The sequence below is a fragment of the Pseudomonas sp. SH10-3B genome (assembly GCF_019891415.1).
Classification (GTDB): domain Bacteria; phylum Pseudomonadota; class Gammaproteobacteria; order Pseudomonadales; family Pseudomonadaceae; genus Aquipseudomonas.
On record NZ_JAFLXD010000053.1, the window covers coordinates 1 to 22,288 of the forward strand.

Annotated in this window: 19 protein-coding genes; 10 read left to right on the forward strand and 9 right to left on the reverse strand. The window is 54.5% G+C overall.

All coding sequences use genetic code 11. From position 1 onward, the window contains the following. Positions 1–139 precede the first annotated feature (139 nt). On the reverse strand, positions 140–694 hold the full coding sequence (locus J1G35_RS26790; RefSeq protein WP_223016491.1) for a hypothetical protein: 555 nt from the start codon (positions 692–694) through the stop codon (positions 140–142). A 72-nt stretch (positions 695–766) separates the two neighbouring features. Continuing rightward, the gene (locus J1G35_RS26795) at positions 767–2,575 is read right to left on the reverse strand and encodes a monovalent cation:proton antiporter-2 (CPA2) family protein (RefSeq protein WP_053140730.1); all 1,809 of its coding nucleotides are present in this window, start codon (positions 2,573–2,575) and stop codon (positions 767–769) included. A 547-nt stretch (positions 2,576–3,122) separates the two neighbouring features. Between J1G35_RS26795 and J1G35_RS26800 the strand changes: the two genes are divergently transcribed. Beyond that, complete coding sequence (locus J1G35_RS26800) at positions 3,123–4,052, forward strand: glycosyltransferase family 2 protein (protein ID WP_256243963.1); 930 nt, start codon at positions 3,123–3,125, stop codon at positions 4,050–4,052. Positions 4,053–4,105: 53 nt separating this feature from the next. On the opposite strand, the gene J1G35_RS26805 is transcribed toward J1G35_RS26800, so the two are convergent. The 7 genes from J1G35_RS26805 to J1G35_RS26835 form a co-directional block, all read right to left on the reverse strand. Continuing rightward, a complete protein-coding gene (locus J1G35_RS26805; protein ID WP_223016492.1) occupies positions 4,106–5,809 on the reverse strand; it encodes a hypothetical protein in 1,704 nt (567 codons plus the stop codon). Next, on the reverse strand, positions 5,809–6,873 hold the full coding sequence (locus J1G35_RS26810; RefSeq protein WP_223016493.1) for a hypothetical protein: 1,065 nt from the start codon (positions 6,871–6,873) through the stop codon (positions 5,809–5,811). Before J1G35_RS26810 ends, J1G35_RS26805 begins: the two co-directional genes overlap by 1 nt. Positions 6,874–7,020: 147 nt before the next feature. Continuing rightward, positions 7,021–8,421: an ABC transporter ATP-binding protein gene (locus tag J1G35_RS26815; protein ID WP_053140723.1), complete on the reverse strand. Its 1,401-nt coding sequence runs from the start codon at positions 8,419–8,421 to the stop codon at positions 7,021–7,023. Beyond that, a complete protein-coding gene (locus J1G35_RS26820) occupies positions 8,418–9,269 on the reverse strand; it encodes an ABC transporter permease (protein WP_032885379.1) in 852 nt (283 codons plus the stop codon). The genes J1G35_RS26815 and J1G35_RS26820 overlap by 4 nt, the downstream gene beginning before the upstream one ends. A gap of 5 nt (positions 9,270–9,274) precedes the next feature. Continuing rightward, entirely contained in the window at positions 9,275–10,828 is a 1,554-nt protein-coding gene (locus J1G35_RS26825; protein WP_223016494.1) for a hypothetical protein, read from the reverse strand. Between the two features lie 228 nt (positions 10,829–11,056). Further along, on the reverse strand, positions 11,057–11,542 hold the full coding sequence (locus tag J1G35_RS26830) for a hypothetical protein (protein ID WP_156338351.1): 486 nt from the start codon (positions 11,540–11,542) through the stop codon (positions 11,057–11,059). Further along, complete coding sequence (locus J1G35_RS26835) at positions 11,499–12,566, reverse strand: nucleotidyltransferase family protein (protein WP_053140714.1); 1,068 nt, start codon at positions 12,564–12,566, stop codon at positions 11,499–11,501. Before J1G35_RS26835 ends, J1G35_RS26830 begins: the two co-directional genes overlap by 44 nt. A 695-nt stretch (positions 12,567–13,261) precedes the next feature. Here J1G35_RS26835 and J1G35_RS26840 point away from each other — a divergent pair. The 9 genes from J1G35_RS26840 to J1G35_RS26880 all read left to right on the forward strand — a co-directional run bounded on the left by J1G35_RS26840 (position 13,262) and on the right by J1G35_RS26880 (position 22,152). Further along, on the forward strand, positions 13,262–14,242 hold the full coding sequence (locus J1G35_RS26840) for an NAD-dependent 4,6-dehydratase LegB (RefSeq protein ID WP_053140711.1): 981 nt from the start codon (positions 13,262–13,264) through the stop codon (positions 14,240–14,242). Between the two features lie 8 nt (positions 14,243–14,250). Further along, positions 14,251–15,402, forward strand: a complete 1,152-nt coding sequence (locus tag J1G35_RS26845; RefSeq protein ID WP_223016495.1) for a LegC family aminotransferase — start codon at positions 14,251–14,253, stop codon at positions 15,400–15,402. Beyond that, positions 15,399–16,553: a UDP-N-acetylglucosamine 2-epimerase gene (gene neuC / locus J1G35_RS26850; RefSeq protein ID WP_223016496.1), complete on the forward strand. Its 1,155-nt coding sequence runs from the start codon at positions 15,399–15,401 to the stop codon at positions 16,551–16,553. Before J1G35_RS26845 ends, neuC begins: the two co-directional genes overlap by 4 nt. 3 nt (positions 16,554–16,556) lie before the next feature. After that, entirely contained in the window at positions 16,557–17,642 is a 1,086-nt protein-coding gene (gene neuB, locus J1G35_RS26855) for an N-acetylneuraminate synthase (protein WP_223016497.1), read from the forward strand. Then, on the forward strand, positions 17,639–18,331 hold the full coding sequence (locus tag J1G35_RS26860; protein WP_223016498.1) for an acetyltransferase: 693 nt from the start codon (positions 17,639–17,641) through the stop codon (positions 18,329–18,331). The genes neuB and J1G35_RS26860 overlap by 4 nt, the downstream gene beginning before the upstream one ends. Before the next feature lie 402 nt (positions 18,332–18,733). Further along, positions 18,734–20,047 (forward strand): N-acetyl sugar amidotransferase, encoded by a 1,314-nt coding sequence (locus J1G35_RS26865; protein WP_053140697.1) that lies wholly within the window; start codon positions 18,734–18,736, stop codon positions 20,045–20,047. Beyond that, positions 20,044–20,805, forward strand: a complete 762-nt coding sequence (locus J1G35_RS26870) for an imidazole glycerol phosphate synthase cyclase subunit (protein WP_053140694.1) — start codon at positions 20,044–20,046, stop codon at positions 20,803–20,805. Before J1G35_RS26865 ends, J1G35_RS26870 begins: the two co-directional genes overlap by 4 nt. Continuing rightward, positions 20,798–21,448, forward strand: a complete 651-nt coding sequence (gene hisH, locus J1G35_RS26875; protein WP_223016499.1) for an imidazole glycerol phosphate synthase subunit HisH — start codon at positions 20,798–20,800, stop codon at positions 21,446–21,448. The genes J1G35_RS26870 and hisH overlap by 8 nt, the downstream gene beginning before the upstream one ends. After that, entirely contained in the window at positions 21,445–22,152 is a 708-nt protein-coding gene (locus J1G35_RS26880) for an acylneuraminate cytidylyltransferase family protein (RefSeq protein ID WP_223016500.1), read from the forward strand. The genes hisH and J1G35_RS26880 overlap by 4 nt, the downstream gene beginning before the upstream one ends. Positions 22,153–22,288 lie beyond the last annotated feature (136 nt).

The window sequence follows — 22,288 nt, forward strand, 5'->3', positions numbered from 1 at the left end:
GCGTTCATTCAGGAAGCACGCGTTATCGTTGACGTTTTTCGCGAGCAAGCTCGCTCCTACAGGAGGCGATGTACGCTTAACTGACTGGCATTAGGGCAAGTCCCCTCCCACATTTGATGGGGGTTGTCAGGACTCTTTGTTATTTGCCGCCGGTAATCTGCTTCACCAGCTCTGCATGCCCTTTCGCATCATCGGCCCGCGAGATCGCCTGGATTACCAGCAAGTGGTTGCCGGAGCCGCCGAGGAACGTGGAGTTCAAGGTCTTGCCACCGCCCTGGGTGGCGGTGCTGTCCACCTGACGCAGGCCGAGGCCCTTGAAGGTCAGTTTCTTTTCGCTCAGCTTCTTGAAGTCGGGCAGGGCGGAGCTCTGGTCCTTGACGAAACCAGCCACGGCGCCGTCGAGGAATTGCGGGTCATTATCCTGGATAGTAACCCCGTCGTTACGCACGGTTTCGGCGACGATCACTACGCTTTTTGTGGTCTGGTTGGCGTACATCGTGCCTTGGGTATCAGCGGTACCGTCCTCGGCCTTACCGGCCGGGAGGGTGTCGGCGGCGTAGGCCTTGGGCAGGTTGAAGCTGAATTTACCGCCCAAGGTGGAGATGGTTTGCGTGGCCGGCTTGGCGGCGGCGAATACGCTGCCGGCGGTAAGCGCGAGGGCCAACAGGACTGCGGTCTTGGTGAAATTGACCATGAAGCGCTCCAGGGATGAACGAAATTGCGGCGTATTCTGTCAGAAAAATCGCAATATCGTTCATCCTTAGCCTCACACCTTATCGGACTCTTCCTCAAGTCGATCCATCTCAAACAGTCGCGCCAGCTCTGTCCGCGCTTCCTGAGCGGTCTGCATCACCTTGGCCGCATCGTCGTACACCGCGTGCTGGGCGGCGAGCAATTGCAGGTCGTGGTTCTTGAAGCGGGTGATGCGGGCATCGGCCTGGGCCTGGCTCAACCCAAGGCCCACCAGGGTACGGCGGCTCATTTCCAGGCTGGAGTAGAAGGTCTCGCGAACCGGCGAAGCGTCCAGGTCCACCAGGCGGTGCACGTGCTGGCGGTTACGCGCACGGGCGATGATCTTCATGTGCGGATAGAGGTTACGCACCCGTTCGGCGGTCTTGATATTGATCTCCGGGTCGTCCATGGCGATCACGAAGAACTCCGCCTGGTCGACCTTGGCTGCGTGCAGGATCTCAGGACGTTGTGGGTCACCGTAGAACACTGGCATACCGCCGAAACTGCGGGTCAGTTCGATGGTTTCCACCGAGGTGTCGAGGGCGATGAAGGAGATGTTCTGCGCGCGCAGGATCCGCGCGACGATCTGGCCCATCCGGCCCATGCCGGCGATCACCACGCGCGGCGCATCGCTTTCGATGGCGCGGTATTCCTCGGGTACTTCCACCGGTTTGACCTTGGGCTTGAACAGCTTCGGGCACACCAGCAGCAACAACGGTGTGACGGCCATGGACAGGGTGATGGTCAGCACCAGCACGTCGTAGAGGTGTGGCTCGAACAGGCCCTGGTCGCGGCCGATCTTGAACACCACAAAGGCGAACTCACCGCCTGCGGCCAGCACCACGCCCAGGCGCAGAGCGCTTTCACGGTTGAGATCACCCACCATGCGGCCCACGGCGTACAGCAGCGGCAGCTTCAAACCAATCAACAGCAGGGTCAGGCCGATCACCACCAGCGGCGAACTGATCAGCAGGCTGAGGTTGGCGCCCATGCCCACGCTGATAAAAAACAGCCCGAGCAGCAGGCCCTTGAACGGCTCGATCTGGGATTCCAGTTCGTGGCGGTATTCCGAGTCTGCCAGCAGCAGGCCGGCGAGGAACGCGCCAAGGGCCATGGACACGCCCACCAGTTCCATCAACCAGGCGGTGCCGATGACCACCAGCAAGGCGGTGGCGGTGGACACTTCGCGCAGGCCGGTCTTGGCGACGATGCGAAACACCGGCCGCAGCAGGTAGCGCCCGCCGATGATCACCACGGCAATACTGCCGAGGATCTGCAGGACGTGTTTCAGGCCTTGGGCTTCGGTGGTCGGATGATCGCTACCGGCCAGCAGTGGCACCATGGCAATCAGCGGGATCGCGGCGATGTCCTGGAACAGCAGGATGGCAAACGCCAAGCGGCCGTGGGGCTGATTCAGCTCTTTGCGCTCGGCCAGGCTTTGCAGGCCGAATGCGGTGGACGACAGCGCCAGGCCCAGGCCCAGCACAATCGCGCTGTTCCACGATTGGCCAAACAGCCACAACGCCACCACGCCCATGACCAGGCCGGTGAGCAGCACCTGGGCCAGGCCGACGCCAAATACCGCCTTGCGCATCACCCATAAACGCTTGGGCGACAGTTCCAGGCCGATGATAAACAGCAGCAACACCACGCCCAGTTCGGAGAACTGCGCGACGCTTTGCGGGTTGCCGATCAGGCCCAGCACCGACGGGCCGATGATCACACCGGCAAACAGATAGCCCAACACCGCGCCCAATTGCAGGCGCTTGGCCAGGGGCACGGTCAGCACGGCCGCGAGCAGGAACACCACGGCTGCTTGTAGCAGGTTGCCTTCATGGGGCATTGCGAACTCCAGAATCTTTAAAGCCAATCAATAGGCGTCTATTAGAGCGCTTTTTACATTTCGAAAATTGTATTTTTGAGATGAATATCAATGAATGCTGGACGGCGCTCCTTTTTTACGGGGCGTCACGAAAATATTGAGGGCATTCAATTCAGGACGTTTTGAGGGGTATTGCCGTTTTGCCTGACAAGGTTCGTTGCGGGGGTTGTAAGACATTTCGTACATCATGAGGGATGATTGCCGACTAGTGGCAGTTTGCAATGTAGTAAAAAGCGTTTTTCACTCACCGTAAGATAGACAATCTTTCAGCTGGAGTGGAAAATGCCCCTTCGAGATCAGATTTTTCTGATGGGCGATAATGGCGTTTGTGTACATAGCGAATCTGACTTTCACGCAAAAAAAGCTCGAAGGTATTTTCGTTTTGTGAAGCGCCAATTTTTATTGCTATCGGCACTGATACTTAGATTTTGGGGATTGATGAAACGTGACTGTAAACGGGATTTCAACGAGTTTAGATTTCAATCACGTGCCAAAGGATGGCGAGGGCTTGACTGCTAATGCTTCTGTCGCCGTATTGTTGTGCACTCGAAATGGTGAGCGCTTTCTGGAAGAGCAAATAAGTTCAATTGCTTGTCAGACCCATCAGGACTTTAAAATCTATGTTTCTGACGATGGGTCCAGCGACTCTACGCGAGCCATTGTTACTGCCCATGTTGAGCGCCTGGGGCATGAGCGTATCGAGCTGGCTGGCGGTCCGGTCGAGGGGTTTGTCCGCAACTTTTTAACGGTTAGCTGTCGACCTGATGTGAATGCCGACTATTACGCCTGGTGTGATCAAGACGATATTTGGCATGAAGACAAACTCCGGATCGCTGTGGATTGGCTGGCCAGTGGAGATGCTTCTGTACCCGCGCTCTATTGTTCGCGCACGGAGCTGATTGATGAACTCGGCCAGAGTATCGGTTTTTCTTCGTTCTTTTCAAAGCCAGCAAAATTTCAGAACGCGCTCGTTCAAAATATTGCCGGTGGCAATACCATGGTTTTCAATCAGGCACTGATGGATCTGATTCGTGAGGCCGGTGACAGTGTTCCTGTGGCCTCTCACGACTGGTGGGCCTATATGATCGTCAGCGGTTGCAATGGCCGAATTTATTATGATGCAACGCCGACGGTTCGTTACCGTCAGCACAGTTTGAATTGCATTGGTACCAATCGTGGCTTTCGCAACAACAGTAAGCGCGCACGGGAACTATGGCGCGGCCGTTATCAGCGCTGGATTGATAATAATATTGTTTCGTTGCAGGCGATCAGCCACCAATTTACTGCGGAAAACAAACAGATTCTTGAGCGTTTTTCCGCGGCGAGAAAGAATCGATTCGTTGCGCGGATCTGGGGGGTTATACGTTCAGGCGTATACCGTCAGACGCTAATAGGGAATCTTGGGCTGGCGCTCGCGATTGTAACGCGTCGCGTATAGCAACAGGCGGCGCGAGCCTGTTGGCAAGCGCCTGATAGTGCTAGGTATCAATGTCAGAAGATGAAGTCAGCAGGGGTGAGCTGGTCTTTCTTTACATTGAGCAGCAAGATTGAATCATCTTCGTTAAGGGTGATAAGCAAGTCGTCGCCCACCTCTTCCGATACATCCATTACTTCTTCAAAGGTAGATACAACACCCGCAAGGTCAATTCGGTCTTGCTCGCCGTCGCTGCCTGAAAAGTCTCCAATAATGGTTTTTCCGCCACCGCTCCCTTTCCAGAAAATGAATGTGTCGGCGCCCGAACCGCCCCACAGAATGTCGTTGCCGTCACCGCCATCCAGCACATCATCACCTGGGCCGCCAAACAGCTCGTCGTCTCCATCATCGCCATAGAGATAGTCATTTCCTTCCCGGCCTTCAATACGGTCGTTGCCACTTCCGCCAGCCAACAAGTTGTTGTTGTCATCGCCGAGAATTATGTCGTCGTAGGGCGAACCCTGGGCGCCGCGAATGTTGATCAGGCGATCGTTTCCACCGCCGCCGGTCGCTCGTCCTGCCGCCAAATCAATGAATACAGGGCTGTCGGGCTTGCTTGGGTCGATTGGGACCCAGTAATCGACCATGTTTCGTTCGCCGATTCCAATGATGATGTCGTCGCCATTGGTCGGGTTTGGCCGAGGCAGGAAGGCCGGGTTAGAGCGCCGATGCAGCGGTGAAAGGTAGGTGAGGTAAGGGGGTTCCACGGTTTCAATCTGGCCAGGCGTGGCCCGCCCAGGCTTCAGATCAAGATTCTGTTCATCCGAAGTATTCTGCCCAAGGTCTGCCACTCTTGTTCTGTCTTCGTTTTCGGGGAGGTAATAAGGGATAAACGCGTTGGTGACGCGGTTGCCTACGATGGAGCCCGACTCAGACCGTTTGAACGTTATTCCCTGCTTGAAGTTGTTGACCCGGTTGTTGCTGATGACAACATCCTTAATGCCGTCGCCACCGACCCATATACCGTAGGTCGATCTTGATCTGGTTTGCCAGGCCGGAGAACTGCTGCTTATTTCGAGCTCTCGATTGGCCACGCGATTATTGTCTACGACACTGCCTTCGCCATATCGCGAGAGTGAAATTCCCACACCCTCACCAATATCCTGAATCCCTTGGCCTCTTATTTCCATGAGGCTGTTGTTTTGGATGAGGATTTCCTTGCCATAAGTTTCGATCCCCATGGCATAAGCGTTCTCAGTGGTCGTGTCGCCCCCGATGTCGGAGATCATATTGTTAGAAACAATCGAGTTCTCACCCTCGACCCGAACGCCCCTGAAGGTGCTGAAACGTATATTCATACCGTCGACTAAATGGTTGCTCCCTTCTAGCATTGACGAGTGAGTCGCGAGGTCGGAGAACCCAGAAAGATAAATCCCGTATTGGAAACCACGGATAAGTCCGTTTTTTATGGTGATGTTACTTTGGCCAAAAGAAAAGATGCCGAATCCGGTGTTATCACCGTCAGTAGGTCCACTGAGTGTATTTTCATCGAGGTCGATGGTGACATTGCTGGCAAGGATTTCAATGCCGTTGCGGTCGCTGTGCAGCGATCGCTCAAGCCTATAGTTCCCTGGCTGGGTGATGGTGTAGGGGAGGCTGTCAATAACGGTGTCGTCGTTGGAAGTCTCCTTGTGCAGGGAATAGACTAACGTTGAAATACCGAGGACTATCAATGTGGCTATACATAGGGGCGCAACGGTTTTTATATTGAGACGGAGCATTATTCAGTTCTTAAAGGTGTTGAGCGAAGTGTTGGTAGGGTATGTCTGGTTTTTTTTAGTATTTTTTCGTTGGCCAGGGTCATGTAGTCTTTATAAGCCGGCCTGAAGAACTTTTCGATGTTTTGCGCAGTCAGTGCGTGAATGAGGTGGGGCGCTTGTAATAAGCTCAGTAGCGCGGACGCGGATGAAACGGAAATAATCCCGCACGATTCGAGTACGTGACCTAGAAATTCAATAGGCAGGCTATCCAGGCGCTCAGGCAGTTTTTTTGCGTGATAGCTATCGAGGCGCTGCACTAACTGTTCCACGAATGCGGCGGGCGTTCCGGCATGTTTTTTAATCAGTATTGTGCCGCCCGGTGCTACGTGTTCCTTGCAGATCTGGACATACAGCTCAAGCTCATCAGACTCATCTGTCAGTTTGCTGCTTGTGAAGTTGCTGAGGATGAGTAGCCAGGTAGGTTCGGTTTTTGATCTTGTGCCAATGTCCTGTTCAAGCTGGAGCACGGGTGCGAAAAATCTTTTCAACGTGGTTAGCGTCTGGACGAGAATTTCGCTAGGGATGATGGTGTGTTCGGGGTAAGGAAGGGAGCGGTCCAAGTCGTCAAAATCGATGACGGTCAATGCCGTCTCTGCTGTAATCCAATCGTTGGCAATGTTGACGCGACTGAACCAAAACAAATGCTTCAGCCCGCGAAGACTGATATCAAAGGTCGGGGCAGGGGGCTTTGTAGGTGGATAGAGAAAGCCAGGTGAATCGCCATAACAAATGTTCCGTTTTGCTGATAGCGCCTGCATGAACGCCTGCGCAGTATGTTCCGAACTGGCATCGTGCGCGTAATAGAACGCGACACACTCTCCGGGAGTGATGTCCAAATACTTCCTGAGCCACTCAACGCGTTTTGACAGTTTTCGGTATGGCGACAACGGCCATTTTCGTTCTTTCAGTGATGGCAGCACTGCGGTGACGAAGGGGAAACTTTTGAGTGCAGTATCAAAAAATTGCCGACTTTGTGAGTTCGGCGAGTGGTCCATCAACTGATAGGACCAGAGCACCAGGGTCACTGGGCTTTCGTTTGCAATACGCCTGGATTCTCTATCGAAGCGAAGCGCACAAAGGGCATGTAAAAGCTGATGTGGAGACGAGATCAAAATCACCTCTCTCCCCTGGAGGGCAAGGGAGAGGGGGCGCGCATTGTCCGAGACCACTGATTATCGCGCCTGACGATTGACGGGCATGCCTACATCCCAGGCCAGTTGAGGCCGCACCATGCAGTTGGGCCACGCGTTGGGCCAGTTTCCACGAACCCCGGTCGGTTCACTGTCATCGGCAACCGTGAAGCTGATAACGGCCTGCTTGATGATCCTGTGATCGAGTTCAGCACCAGGCCAAAGCTCAACATCGATACGATAGTCCCCGACATTGAGCAGCGGCGACTTCACCGTGCAGCGCTCGACATACTGTCCTACCGCCCGAACATCCGTGCCGGTGTACAGGTTGTCCATGGCCACCAGGACGTAATGGCCGGCCAGGTCTTTGAGGTGCAGGTGTACATTGATCGGCCATTTCGCCTCAAGCACGGTGAACTTGACCTCAATGACAAACTCTTCCTTCACGTCAAATTCGGGGCTCGGATCACCGTTTTTATCCAGCACCATGATCGAGTCGAGTCTTACGCAATCGTCAAACATCGGCGCGTTGACCTCGGCCCAAGTGACCGCCGGGGTCAGCTGAATGCCCGAGCGTATATAAGAGCGAGTGATGTCTGAAACGGTTTGCGTGGAAAGTTGTTTATCTTCGACGCTTTTTGGCAGTTCGATTTTGCTGTCGTTGATAATACGGCCGTGGGCCATATGGACGGCTCGATTGCAAATACGGTTGACGGCGTCCATGTCATGGCTGACGAACAGCAGTGTGCGTCCCTGGTCGGCGACTTGAAGCATTTTTTCGGTGCAGCGTCTTTGGAACGCGGCATCACCTACCGCCAGAACCTCATCGACGATGAGAATCTCGGATTCGAGGTGGGCTGCCACCGAAAAGGCGAGGCGCACATACATGCCTGAGGAATAGCGCTTCACCGGGGTGTCGATCAGTTCCCCGAGTTCCGAAAACTCGATGATTTCCTCGATGCGGCGGCTGATTTCCTGAGGTTTCATGCCCATGATCGAGCCGTTCAGGTAGATGTTTTCACGACCGCTGAGATCGCCGTGAAATCCCGTACCAATCTCCAGCAGGCTGATCAAGCGTCCACGGAAGCGAAAGCCGCCGTGCGAAGGCGAGGTGATTCTGGACAAGATTTTCAGCAGGGTACTTTTACCGCAACCGTTGGGGCCGATGATGCCGACTCGGTCACCTTGTTTTATCTCCAGATCCACGTCCTTCAGCGACCAGAAGTGGTTGGGGGGGGCGTCCTGGGTCTGCAGTGCGTCAAGAATGGTGTGCGATTCGTGAGTGGTTTCCACCGGCTTTGCGGCGTTCGACTTCTTCAGTGGGTTGACTACTCGGCCGAGCATCCACCGAATACGCATATTGATCATTTCGGCAGCGGTGACGTTCGATTTGCCAATACGATAAAGTTTGGAAATGTTCTCGCAACGAATGGCCCACGTCATAGGGTGTCTACCACATTTTTATCGAAGTGCTGGAATATGAACACACCAACCGAGAAGCAAGTTACCGCAATGGCAATGAGCGTAAGCAGGGTGGATTGTGCGGGCCAGTGTCCGTGCATGGCGTCACGGTAGCCGGTAATGACCAGGGACAGCGGGTTGACCGCGTACCAGGGTTTAGCCCAGGGCGGGACAGCCGAGACTGGGTAAATAGCAGGTGTTGAGTAATAAAAAAGCTGTAATGCCAAGGGCACCAGATGTTTCACGTCTCGATACTTGGCATTCAATGGCGCAAGCATCAACCCTATGCCCAGGCCTGTCATGAGTGTGCAGGCCAGTAGCAACGGCATGATGAGCAGCAATTGAATCGTCCAGACGTCATAGATAATGGCGAAAGGCGTAATCAGCAACGTGTAGGCGATCAGGAAGTCGACGGCAGCGCCTACAGCGTAGGCGCCGCCAATCAGCAGGCGCGGGAAGTAGACTTTGGTGATCAGGCCCGCATTACCCTCGATCATCTGGACCGAGGGGTTGAGGACGTTCATGAAGGCGTACCAGGGTATGACCGCCACCAGGTAAAACATAATGGTTGGCAGCCCGTCAGTCGGCACCTTGACCATGATGCCGAACACGATAACGAATACGCCAACGGTAATGAGTGGCGTCAGGACGACCCAGCCCAATCCGAAGATCGTTTGTGTGTAACGTCCCTTCAGATCGCGTTTGCAGAACACCCACAACAGTAAGCGAAAATCCCATAGGGTTCTGATCAGGCCGCGCAGGTCGAAACGGCGGGAATTGTTAACAACCGTTTCCTTGAGAGGCGGACGGATTTTTTCTTCGGTACTCATGAGGGTCAGGTTCTGGTTGAGGGTGTGGAGATAGGCTGAGCACTGGTCAGTTCGTCGAACAGGTCGATAATTCTCGCCATCGATTTACCGTCATGCAGCCCCCATTCATGAGCGCATTCGATTTGATTGGCTCGCGCCTCTGCGTAGGCTTCCTTGTTGTCGGTCAAGCGCTCCAGTGTCGATTGGAAGACGCTGTAGCGGTTGGTCGTAACAAGGCCTTTCGCGTTTTCGAAGTCGGTATAACCGTAGTCGTAGCAGTCATAGTTGATGGCTGGAATCCCGCATGCCGTGGCCCAGCGCAGAGTGGACGACACGCACGCGACAAACAGGTCGCACGCCGGAACGAGTTCAAGTGTGTCGATATCGGTCACTCGGTGGTGCAGGCGATAGGGCCTGAGGACCTCACTCAAAAGCTCGGGGTCGGTGACTGGATGTGGACGAATGATCACGTTGAAATCAGTAAAGCGACTGACGCTTGCGAGTGCTTTCGCCCACGCCTTGCAAAGTGCCTTGTAGTCCTGAAACTCCATCGGGATGCTGCGTGAGCCATATTGGTCGGTGGGCCAGGCACACACGAGCAAAGGCTTTGTAGGATCCAGGCGCAGTCGTCGGAAAATGCGCTCCCGAGCGGTTTGCGATTCTCTTGCAGCGTGCATGACATCGTCGTACGCAGCGCCGGTCAGGCGCAACTGCTGCTCCGGGAAGCGCATGCGGCGATAGTAGCGCTCCATTTCAGGGCTTTCGACGGCGATGCAGGTGACTTTGCTGTTGTTAGGGATCCACGGGTGTTCCGGCGCAAAACCGAAGGCTTCGAGCAGGAATATTCGCTGGCCGGGCAGGCGAAGGAGTTTCTTCGACGCGTAGTAGTTGACCCAGTGCGGAAACAGAAACGCCGCCAGTTTGTTAAGGATGTTCCTGTCCGCTTCGTACATCGGTTTGTCGGAAAGGCTTTCAACCATTTCCTTGGCCGTGCCCACCGCAAACGGGACGATCAGTGTCGGGACGTTATCTTTGTTGCAGATTTTCGTCAGCAAGGTGTTCACCGAGCCGGGGAATTCCTGGCCGAAAACCACCATTGAAGGCTTGAGGACGTTGTACAACTGGCGCGCGTAGTTAAACGGTTGGAAGTTTTTACTGTTGGTTTTTTCCGTGCGCTTTTGCGCCGAGCGGGTGGCAATGTCATGCAGCTTGAAAAACGGGCTGAGCACTGTCGTCAGAACCAGGCCGGCCCACGTGAGCGCGCGACCTTTGGGACTGGCTTTTTCCATCAGCGAGTGGGGGATGTAGCCGTTTTCAAGCTCGTTCGCGATTTTTTCGTACTTTATCGACTGTACAGAGCGTTTTAATGGACGCCCTGGGTAGTAAGCGCTGAAGCCATTCATGCGACAAAATGCACGGTCAGGCTTGAGGTTGATATAACCCGCTTGTACGAAAAGGAAGGTGACGGCGTAACCAGCCATCTTGGCAGCCTGAGCGACTCGGCGAAGCTCGACGAACTCCCCGGCTTCGTTTACGACAAAAAGTACATTTTTGCCGGGGAGTGGAGAGCCCAATTTCATTCCTCACCTTTTGTTGCGTGCATCGTCCTGACATCTCCGTCGCTAAGCTAATGAAGTGGTTTTGTATTGGAAAAAATAGAGTAGGAATTTTTTCTCAAAAAGCGCAGCTTGCGGGCCTTTGAACGTTCTGTCCCCTTCGACCCTTCGCACAACCCGTTGTGCCGTCGAAGTCGAGCGATTTGTGCTTATCACTCGCTTGCCCGCAAGACTCTTTGGATCGACTGCTATTTATTTAGCGTCCTTGATTGCAGCGGTGGCTCGCAATTTAGCGCTTTTAGCCTTCTGTGCTGCGTCTTTCGCAACTTGCGACTGCGGGGCTGCGGCAGAGGCGGCTGATGCGAGTTGTGCGTAGGCATTCAGCCTCACCATTGCCGACTCTGGCGAGGAGTTGATTTCCGACAGCGCCTTTTCAGACGCCTGCATCGCAGCAACGGCAACTGTTTCCGGGGACTTCGCGGCCAATTGTGCAGCGCCTTCGGGAGAAGACAGTGCAAGTTCGAGGGCCTGATTCTCAAGGGTCACTGCGGCGGTAGCTTTAGCTGGGCGGCCGAGAGCTTGTCCTTGTTTGTCGGATGATTGATCGCAGCCGGCAAGGGTGCCCACGGTTGCGGTCAAAAGAGTCAGGACCAAAAGCATTTTTTTCATGGAATATTCACTGTGCTGTTTTGCGTTAGTTTGCAGACTGCCTTTCGGTTTTTTTCGCAGACCACTCATGTTGTGCGCGTTCGAATTCTTCGATGCGACCAATGTCGAGCCAGTACTCACGCAGGGGAAATGCCGCAGTGGCTCTTTTGGCCTCGATCAGGTTCTCGAACATTGTCGGCATGTCGTAAAAAGTGCCCGAGGGAATGCGGTCGAGCACTGAAGGCGAAATAGCGTAAATGCCCGCGTTGACATAAAAGCTGTGTATCGGTTTTTCATCAATGCCGGTAATGGCTGAGCCGTCGACCTTCACCACGCCGTAGGGCACCTGAAAGTCGTACTCGCGTACTGTCATTGTGGCTTCGGCGTTGTGATCTTCATGAAACTGCAACAAGTCGTCGAAACGCGCATGGGTCAAGAGATCGCCATTCATTACCAGAATAGGGTGCTCGGGGCGTTTGGGCAGTAACGACAAGGCGCCTGCCGTACCTAGTCGTTTGTTTTCTTCCAGGTAGCGAATTCGCACACCCCATTTGCTGCCATCCCCAAAGTGGTTGCGTACCACTTCAGCGAGGTAGTTGACGGAGAGAAAGAAGTTGCGAAATCCTTGCTCGATGAAACTCTCCAGAATGCACTCCAATATGGGCTTTCCGGCAATCATCAGCATCGGCTTGGGACAGTGTTCTGTCAGGGGGCGCAGGCGTTGTCCCAGGCCGCCAGCCATTAATACCACCCAGTTTGGGCGCTCAAGTATTCCCGTGAGGGCATCGAGAGTGGCTAAACCCACCACGCGCTGTTCATCATCCAGTAGCGGCAGATGGTGCAAAACACCTCGGCGCATCAGGTTCAATTGTTCGTTACTGGAAGATGTTGCGTGAGCAGTCTGCGGTGCCTCGTTCATTACCTCGGCAACCGGCGTCTCAAGGTGGACTTCCTTGAGGATTGCTCGGCGGACGTCACCGTCGCTGAGTAGCCCGACCAGTTTTTCGTCATCATCCAACACCAGTGCCATTTGCATTCCACAGGCGTCAATGCGAACAATCGCTTCGCGCAACGGAGTGTTCGGCGAGACTACGGTATCTCTCCAATCCTTCACTTTTTCGACTTCCTAATCTGACTGGAGTACCTCGGAGCAGAGCTTCCCTGTCTACTTCTCTATAACGCTCCGAATCTTTTTAATAGCCGAACTGTTGTGCAGCCGCAGCTGATAAACAGGGGCGCAATAAGCCTACACGACAGGTCTCGTAAGTCAACAAGAGTGATCAGTGTGCGGTTCAGGCATGCGCAACGTAAGCGACTTATACTGGTTTTTGTAGGAAGAGTGGCGAGGGATGTTTTTCGGCGCTCTTTGAGCTGGTATGATCGGCCAATCATTGCAGGGATGCATGCTCACCGATTTCTTGCGAGACGCTTTTCAGGCGGCTCGCGATTGATCCTGGCAAAGCTCCCTTGGCGTAAAGTAATGGGAGCCTCCCCCCTGTTTGATTTTTTACTACACCTCTGGTTTCGCTGCGTCGCAGGCTGCGCTGTGTCATCGTTGCTGCCGGCTACTTGTTGGGCAGCTAATGGCGCAAGCCGGGCTGTTCAGTGCAAGATGTGCTCCCTCTGATGGCATTGCCTTGCGGGTTGCCAGCCAGGTTATCTCTATGCGGTTCGGTGCGGTGTGGTATGCGCGTGCTTTTGCACGTGTCGCAATTTTTGAAGCAGGATCCGTTTGTAGGACTCTTGCGTAACTGGTTTTTTGTGTCTTGGGCTCTGGAGCTTCGGGGCAAGTACGTTAAGGGTTGAACGATGACTACAGTTTTAGTGACCGGCGCGGATGGGTTCATTGGCTCGCATTTGACCGAGCTGCTCGTGCGTGAGGGTTATAATGTCAAGGCGTTGTCTCAGTACAACTCCTTCAACTATTGGGGTTGGCTTGAGGATGTCGATTGCCTGTCTCGAATTGAGGTGCTCAATGGCGATGTGCGTGACCCGCACTATTGCAAGCACATCACTAAAGGTGTCGACATCGTTTTTCACTTGGCAGCGCTGATTGCCATTCCTTATTCGTACGTCGCCCCGGACAGTTACGTAGACACCAATGTCAAAGGCACATTGAATATCTGCCAGGCGGCCCTGGAAAATGGCGTGAAGCGCATTATCCATACGTCAACGAGTGAGGTGTACGGGACTGCCCAGTACGTGCCTATCGATGAGAAGCATCCGCTGCAGGCGCAGTCGCCGTACAGTGCTTCAAAAATCGGCGCTGATGCCATGGCGATGAGCTTTTTCAATGCCTTTGATCTGCCATTGACGATTGCCCGGCCATTTAACACCTACGGCCCTCGCCAGTCTGCGCGCGCGGTTATCCCGACGATTATCAGCCAGATCGCCGCCGGGCAGAAACAGATCAAGTTGGGTGATGTAACCCCGACTCGCGACTTCAACTATGTCGCCGATACCTGCCGTGGTTTCCTGGAATTGGCCCGTTGCGAACAAGCGATCGGCGAAACAGTAAATATCGGTTCGAATTTTGAAATTTCGGTAGGTGATACGCTCAATATCATTCGCGAATTGATGAATAGCGATGTGGAGTTCCTGACGGATGACCAACGTCTGCGTCCAGAGAAATCTGAAGTTTTCCGCTTGTGGTGTGATAACTCAAAGATCCACGGTCTTACCGGTTTCGAACCTGAGTATTCGATTCGTCAAGGTCTTGAAAAGACGGTTGAGTGGTTTTCCCAGCCTCAAAATCTCAGCAAATATAAAGCCAATATTTATAACGTTTGAGGCTCGAAATGTTTAATGCCCTAGTTCGGTTTGTACGCGATCAATACGGAACACATGAGTTCATTCCGTTGCATGCCCCGGTGTTCTCCGGTAACGAGAAAAAGTATGTAGCAGACACGATCGAATCGACCTTCGTTTCCAGCGTGGGGGCCTTTGTAGATCGTTTCGAGCAGGACATGCAGGTTTACACCGGCAGTGAGCGCGCCGTAGCGACCGTGAACGGTACTGCGGCACTGCACATAGCCCTTTTGTTGGCGGGCGTGAAGCCGGGTGACCTGGTCATTACTCAGGCCCTGACATTTGTCGCGACGTGCAATGCCATTGCCTATTGTGGCGCTCAACCTGTTTTCGTTGATGTCGATCGCGAGACCTTGGGTCTTTCGCCGTCAGCCCTGGAGGCTTGGCTTGAGTCCGAAGCGTTTATCGACGCCGATGGCGTTTGCCGTTTGCGAAGTGACGACCGTGTGCTCAGGGCCTGCTTGCCAATGCACACATTTGGCCATCCTGTAGCGCTGGATGCGCTCATGGACGTCTGTGCTCGTTGGCGCCTGGCGTTGGTGGAGGATGCTGCCGAGTCTCTGGGCAGCACTTACAAGGAGCGTCATACCGGTACATTCGGGTTGATCGGCACCCTCAGTTTCAATGGCAACAAGATCATTACCACTGGCGGCGGCGGCATGGTGCTGACCAACGAGGTGCTGGGTGCCAAAGCCAAGCATCTTACGACCACTGCCAAACAGCCTCATGCTTACGAATACGTACATGATGAAGTGGGCTACAACTACCGGTTGCCGAACCTTAATGCGGCCCTGGGTTGTGCGCAGCTGGAACAGTTGGATTCATTCCTGGTATCCAAGCGAAAGCTGGCAATGAATTACAAGCATGAGCTGGCACAAACCGACTTGCAGTTTTTTACCGAGCCGGCGCATGGCAAATCCAATTACTGGTTGAACGCGGTTATCTGCAATGACAAGACGCAGCGTGACGCGCTGCTGAAAGCAACCAACGACAGTGGTGTCATGACGCGGCCGATCTGGAAATTGATGAGCCATCTGCCGACTTACGAGCATTGCTTGAAGGGTGACCTGAGTAACTCGTATTGGCTGGAGGAGCGTATCGTTAACCTGCCCAGCAGCGTGCCGCCTGCGGGTCGCTTATGACACGTCGCGTCGCCGTATTTACCGGGACTCGCGCTGAGTACGGCTTGCTGTACTGGCTGATGAAAGGCATTCAGGCCAGCGAGCTGCTTGAGCTGCAAACCATCGTCAGCTGCATGCACCTTTCTCCTGAGTTTGGAGAGACCTGGCGGCAAATCGAGCAGGATGGTTTTGCCATCGACGCTAAGGTCGAGATGCTTCTGTCTTCCAATACTGACGTCGGCGTGGCCAAGTCGATGGGCTTGGGGACCCTGGGTTTTGCTGATGCCCTGGACCGTTTGCGCCCGGAGATGTTGGTGGTGCTGGGTGACCGATTCGAGGCGCTGAGTATTGTTCAGGCGGCGTTGGTCATGCGCATTCCTGTCGTTCATTTGCACGGTGGGGAGCTGACGGAGGGCGCTTATGATGATGCCATTCGCCATGCAATCACGAAAATGGCATACCTGCATTTCGTCGCGGCTGAGCCTTATCGGCAGCGTGTCATTCAGATGGGTGAAAGCCCCGAGCGGGTCTTTAATGTCGGAGCGGTGGGGCTTGATCACATCAGGCGCACGCCGCTTATGTCGGCACAAGAGTTAAGCGAGAGCCTCCAGTTTGATGTGGATGCACCGCTCATCCTGGTCACTTACCACCCGGTCACGGCGTTGACAGAGGATCCAGTTGAAAGCTTCAACGCCTTGTTGCTGGCCCTTGAGGAGTTCGCGGATTATCGCGTCATTCTGACCTACCCGAATGCCGATAACGGTGGTCGCGCGATCATTCCGTTGCTGGAGGATTTTGCTGGTCGCCATCCTGATCGGGTCCTGGCGATCCCTTCATTGGGTTTTCGTCGCTACCTCAGTGTCGTCGCACGCGCTTCAGCGGTTGTCGGCAATTCTTCCAGTGGGATCATCGAAGTGCCGTCTTTTGGTGTGCCGACCGTCAATATTGGCATGCGTCAGGCTGGCCGGCTTTGCGCGGACTCGGTGTTGGCCTGTCCGCCCGATAAGGACTCCATCGTCGCGGCGCTTGCGTTGGCGCTGAGTGCGCCATTTGCACAGTCTTGCAGGGAAACAACCAACCCGTATGGGCAGGGTGAAGTCGCCGAGGCTATTGTGGCCGTTCTTGAAACTTGTGAGCTATTAAGTCACAAAACATTTCATGATTTGAGTTGACGTATGAAACTACCCAAAAAAGATGCGGTGTACGTTATTGCTGAAGCCGGTGTGAACCATAATGGTGAGCGCGAGTTGGCATTCGAACTGGTCGACTTGGCCGCGAGCGCTGGGGCCGATGCGGTAAAGTTCCAGACGTTCGATGCGCGCAAATTGGCGTCTGCAAGTGCCCCCAAGGCCTTGTATCAGCAGGAAACGACCGACGCGGCTGAAAGCCAGTTGGCGATGCTGCAGAAGCTTGAACTGCCCCGCGCCTGGCACGCTGATTTGCAAAGCCATGCCAAAGCCCGTGGCATTGAGTTCATCAGCACCGCTTTTGATAGCGATAGCCTGGATTTTCTGTGTTCGTTGGATATTCCATTCTTCAAGGTTCCTTCGGGCGAGCTGACCAACGGACCGTTGCTTTGGCAGTTTGCCAGGACCGGGAAGGCACTCATCCTGTCCACGGGCATGGCGACACTGAGTGAGGTCGAGCAAGGTCTGGCTATCGTTGCGCACGCACTGTGCAATCAAACCGAACCGGCAAATATGGATGAAGTGTGGCGGTGCTGGAGTGATGATGAGGCAAGAGGCCGATTGGCCGGCCATGTCACGCTGTTGCACTGTACTTCGCAATATCCTACGCCTATGGCGGAAGTTAACCTTCGTGCCATGGATACGCTGAAAGAAGCGTTCGGGCTTGAAGTCGGGTACTCGGACCATACCGAAGGATTACTGGTGCCCGTTGCCGCGGTCGCTCGTGGTGCGACTGTAATCGAAAAACATTTCACGCTGGATCGTTCCATGCCGGGCCCGGATCACAAGGCGTCGCTGGAGCCCGCTGAGCTTGCTGACATGGTAAGGCAGATAAGAGCGTTGGAACTGGCCCTTGGAAAGCCGGGGAAATCGCCACAACCCAGTGAGTGGGATACCCGCAAGGCTGCTCGTCAGCAGGTAGTGGCTGCACGCGAAATTACTTCGGGTCAGCGGTTCGCCCGCGCCGATCTGACCACGGCGCGCTCTGGCAGCGGCTTGCCTGCGACCGAGTTGTGGCAGCGAGTAGGAGCAGTGGCTACGCGCAACTATCGCGCCGGTGAGATCATCGAATGACGGAGTCAGGTCGCGACGTTTCCCAGCTTCCATTCGTCATTCTTGGCGCCGGGGGCCACGCGAAGGTGTTATTGGCGCTGCTTCAGTCGATGGGGGCGGTGGTGAAGGGGGTCTGCGATCCCGTTCTGGCGCACAGTGGTATCGAGTTCTGGCGGGGCGTAAGGGTATTGGGGGGAGACGAGGCGCTTAATGGGCTGGATCCGACCCAAGTGGCATTGGTCAATGGTCTGGGACAAGTTATCGGCAGCGATCGCCGGATGCAGGTATTTATGGAACTGACGGCCAAGGGCTATACGTTTCCAGCACTTCTGCACTCGGCAGCATGGATCGACTCCACTGTAGTGCTGGAGGCGGGCGCCCAAATCATGGCGGGGGCAGTGATTCAGCCCGATTCCGTCATAGGTGCCAACACGATCATAAATACCGGGGCCAGGGTCGATCACGACTGTATAATCGCAAGCCATGTTCACATCGCTCCCGGGGCTGTTTTATGCGGTGGAGTCAAGGTGGCGACTGGCGCATTTGTTGGCGCAGGTTCCACCACCCTGCAAGGCCGTAGTATTGGCGAGAACGCCATCGTGGCGGCGGGAAGTACGTTGGTCAGGGACCTGCAAGCAGGGCATTTGGTGGTGAGTTCTCCAATGCGGATTCATGAGTCGAAATTTAAAGTTCAGCCAAAAAAATCATGAGCTCAGTTGACCAACGTCCTCTGGGAAAATGCGCTTGTCAGGCCCTTGGTCGCAACCCATGAAGTGGGCTGCGCAAGCATTGTGCGTCTGACGCATCCAGTGGCGTTCAAAAGTTTCCAATTGATGTCAGGCAACACGGTAGGAAAAAACGTTAAGCGACTGAAGATGCAAAAATAGTGGCCTCCATGAGAGGCCGATAAACCGAATACACGTAAGCGCTGGTATCTACGTGTGGACCCCGCCGTAATCGATGAATTCGTTTATCTTGGGGGTCAGAGCGATATACCACTGTTGTTCGAGCGCGTGCAGCAGACGGGGCGTAAGCGATACAGACCCAACGACCCGCTGTTGGCACGTACAAGTACACTGTTCAATAAATAATTTCGTGATTGGAGATTGGTTTTGAAAATTGCCCCGAGTTCATCTATAGATCTTTCAAGGTTCAGCAAGCCAAAAAGTGAACTGGAAGTTTATTACGGGTTGCCGCGCGACGTTAAGTTCTGCAAAAAGTGCAACATGTCGAACCAGCAGCCGATGTCGAGTAATGAGTACGCGCACAGCAATGGATCGACCAAGACAACCCTGAGCTTTGACGAAGACGGCGTGTGCCACGCTTGCCGTTTCAACATACTCAAGGAAGATGGCGAAATCGATTGGGACGAGCGCGAGCGCGAACTCGTCGAGTTGTGCAATCAGCATCGTAAGTCCGACGGCACCTATGACTGCATCGTAGGTGGCAGTGGTGGCAAAGACAGCGCCATGCAGTCTCACCTGTTGAAGTACAAGTACGGCATGAATCCGCTGACCGTGACCTGGTCGCCGCATCTGTATACCGATATCGGCTGGAAAAACTTCCAGCAGTGGCTGCATGTGGGTGGCTTCGATAACTATCTGTATACCCCGAATGGCAAGATTCACCGCCTGCTGACCCGCAATGCGACCATCAACCTGCTGCACCCTTTCCAGCCGTTCATCCTGGGGCAGAAGACCTTCGTTGCCAAAATGGCAGCTCAACTGAATATCCCGTTGATCTTCTACGGAGAAATGCCAGGCGAGTACGGCGAAAAGATTTCCCATAAAACCTCCAGCTACGCGGCCGCCAATGAAGTCGCGGAAAGCGAGGGTTTTTCCCTGGATTATTTCGGTGGTAAAGACGTTCGCGATGTTTATCTGGGTGGCAAGAAAATTGGCGAATACCTGGACGAAGGCGTTCCGCTGGTCGACCTGAAAAGCTATCTGCCAATGCCAGCCGAAGTGCTTGAGCGTAAGGGTATCGATTTCAAATACCTGGGTTACTACAAGAAGTGGGTACCGCAGGAAGCCTACTACTACGCCGTAGAACACACCGGTTTTGAGGCCAACCCTGTTCGCACCGAGGGCACGTACTCCAAGTACAACAGCCTTGATGACAAGGTGGATGGTTTCTTCTACTTCACGCGTTGGATCAAGTTCGGCGTCGGCCGCTCGATGATGGACTCCGCTCAGGAGATTCGTAACCACCACATCGACAAGGACGAAGCCATTGCGTTGATGCAGCGTTACGAGGGCGAATACCCATCGCGCTACGAAAAGGAATTCCTTGAGTACATCAGCATGACCCGTGAAGAGTTCCTGGAGACGTGTGATCGTTTCCGTTCTCCGCACTTGTGGCATGTGGTTGATGGCGAATGGAAACTGCGCTACACCCCCTGGAATCCTCAGGTTAACGCTGAATGAGCAACACGCGACTGATTGCCCGCCTTGATGTGAAAGGTGCCAATCTCATTAAAGGCATTCATCTTGAGGGACTCCGCATTGTCGGGTCCCCCAACGAACATGCCCTGCGCTACTACGAGCAGGGCATTGATGAATTGATCTACATGGATTGCGTCGCGAGCCTTTATGGGCGCAACAGCCTGAGTGAGCTGATCAAGCAGGCGGCAGAGAATGTGTTTATTCCTCTGACCGTCGGCGGAGGCGTGCGATCGACTGACGACGTCGCCCATCTGTTGAGATGTGGCGCTGACAAGGTGGCCGTCAACACTGCTGCGGTAAGCAACCCACAGTTGATTACCGAGATCGCTCGACGTTTTGGCAGCCAATGTATGGTTTTGTCGATTGAGGCAAAAAGCGTCTCGCCGGAACGTTGGGAAGTGTTCACCGACAACGGCCGTGAAAGCACCGGCATTGACGTTGTTGACTGGGCAAAGCAGGCGGCCGCGCTGGGTGCCGGAGAAATTCTGCTGACCTCGGTCGACCGCGAAGGCACTCGCAAAGGTTTCGATCTGGCGCTTGTCCAGGCCGTGACCGAGTCAGTCAATATTCCTGTTATTGCCAGCGGCGGCATGGGCAAAGCCCAGGATGCCGTCGAGGTGGTCCGGAGGGGGGCGGATGCAGTCGCTATGGCTGACATTCTTCACTTCAAGCGAGCATCGTTGGCTGACATCCGAACAGAAGCATCTGCTGGCGGGATCCGGGTTCGAACCTATGAGTAATGTAGTTACTGTTATCGATTATGGCGTAGGCAACCTGTTCAGCGTCCGTCGGGCGCTTGAGCACTGTGGTGCGACGGTAAACCTGGTTTCCGATCCCGATGCGTTGAAGGACGCCACTAAGGTTCTGTTGCCTGGTGTGGGCGCATTTTCCAATGCAATGACGATGTTGTCGGCGAATGGAATGGATCAGGCAATCAAAGAGTACGCTTCCTCGGGTGCGCCACTTTTTGGTATTTGCCTGGGCATGCAGCTGTTGCTCGATTGCAGTCACGAGTTTGGCCTTATCAACGGATTGGGATTGATCCCGGGTACGGTAGAACCCATACCCGCCGTTGATAACAGCGGCGCTCGTCTGAAAATTCCGCATATCGGTTGGTCCGATCTGGTTTGTGCCGCAGGGCGTCCTTCCTGGGAAGGAACATTGCTGGCCTCGGTAGAACCGCACAATAGCGCGGTCTATTTTGTGCACTCCTACATGGCTGTGCCTGACGATGGTGCTCATCGCGTTGCAGATTGCCGGTACGGCGATACTGCAGTGGCGGCGGTTATCGGGCGCGACAATGTGTGGGGCGCTCAATTTCATCCGGAAAAAAGTGGCAAAGTCGGGTTGTCGATGTTGCGCGACTTTGTGGCGCTGAAATGAAAATCCTGGCAATCGTACCCGCGAGGGGCGGATCCAAACGGCTACCCGGAAAGAACATCAAGGTTCTGGGTGGGCGGCCGTTGATTGCATGGACAATTGAAGCGGCACAGCGAAGTGGTGTTGTCACCGATGTGGTGATCTCGACGGATGACCTGGCTATTGCTGAGGTTGCCCGCACGTTTGGTGGCTGTGTTCTCAGTATGAGGCCTGCGCATTTGGCCACCGATACCGCCGGCAGCTTTGACGTAGTGGTGCAGGTGCTGGATGAATATGAGGCTGTTCACGGCGCCGTCGACGGTGTCATGTTGCTGCAGCCGACCTCACCCTTTCGTTCGGCAGAGTCCATTCGGCGCGCGGTGTTGCAGTACCAGCAGGATGTTTCCCGCTCCGTGGTCAGTGTTACGGCCGCCAGCTCCCATCCCGCTTGGTGTTTCAAGTTGGACGGGGACACCATGACGCCTTTCCTCGGTTGGGAGAGCCTGTCGAAGCGTTCTCAGGATCTGGAACCAGCCTACACGCTGGATGGTTCGATTTACCTGCTGGCGCCAGACGTTCTTCGTGAACAGAAGCGTTTCATCGGCCCCGGGACTGTGCCGTTAGTGATGACTGACAGTCGCGAGTCGTTGGATATTGATACGCCCGAGGATTGGGACGTTGCGGTACGTACGCTGGAGCAGACAGCGCTACGAGCGGACGCGCCATGAAGCGGCTAAGTTTCAAAAAAACCGTCATTCTCATTTGAATGACGGTTTTTTCGTTTTTGCGCAGGGCATAGCACGTTATGCGTAAGTGTGACGTGCCGGGTCCGCACGCCAATAGGGCATGGAAGCATTTGTCTCT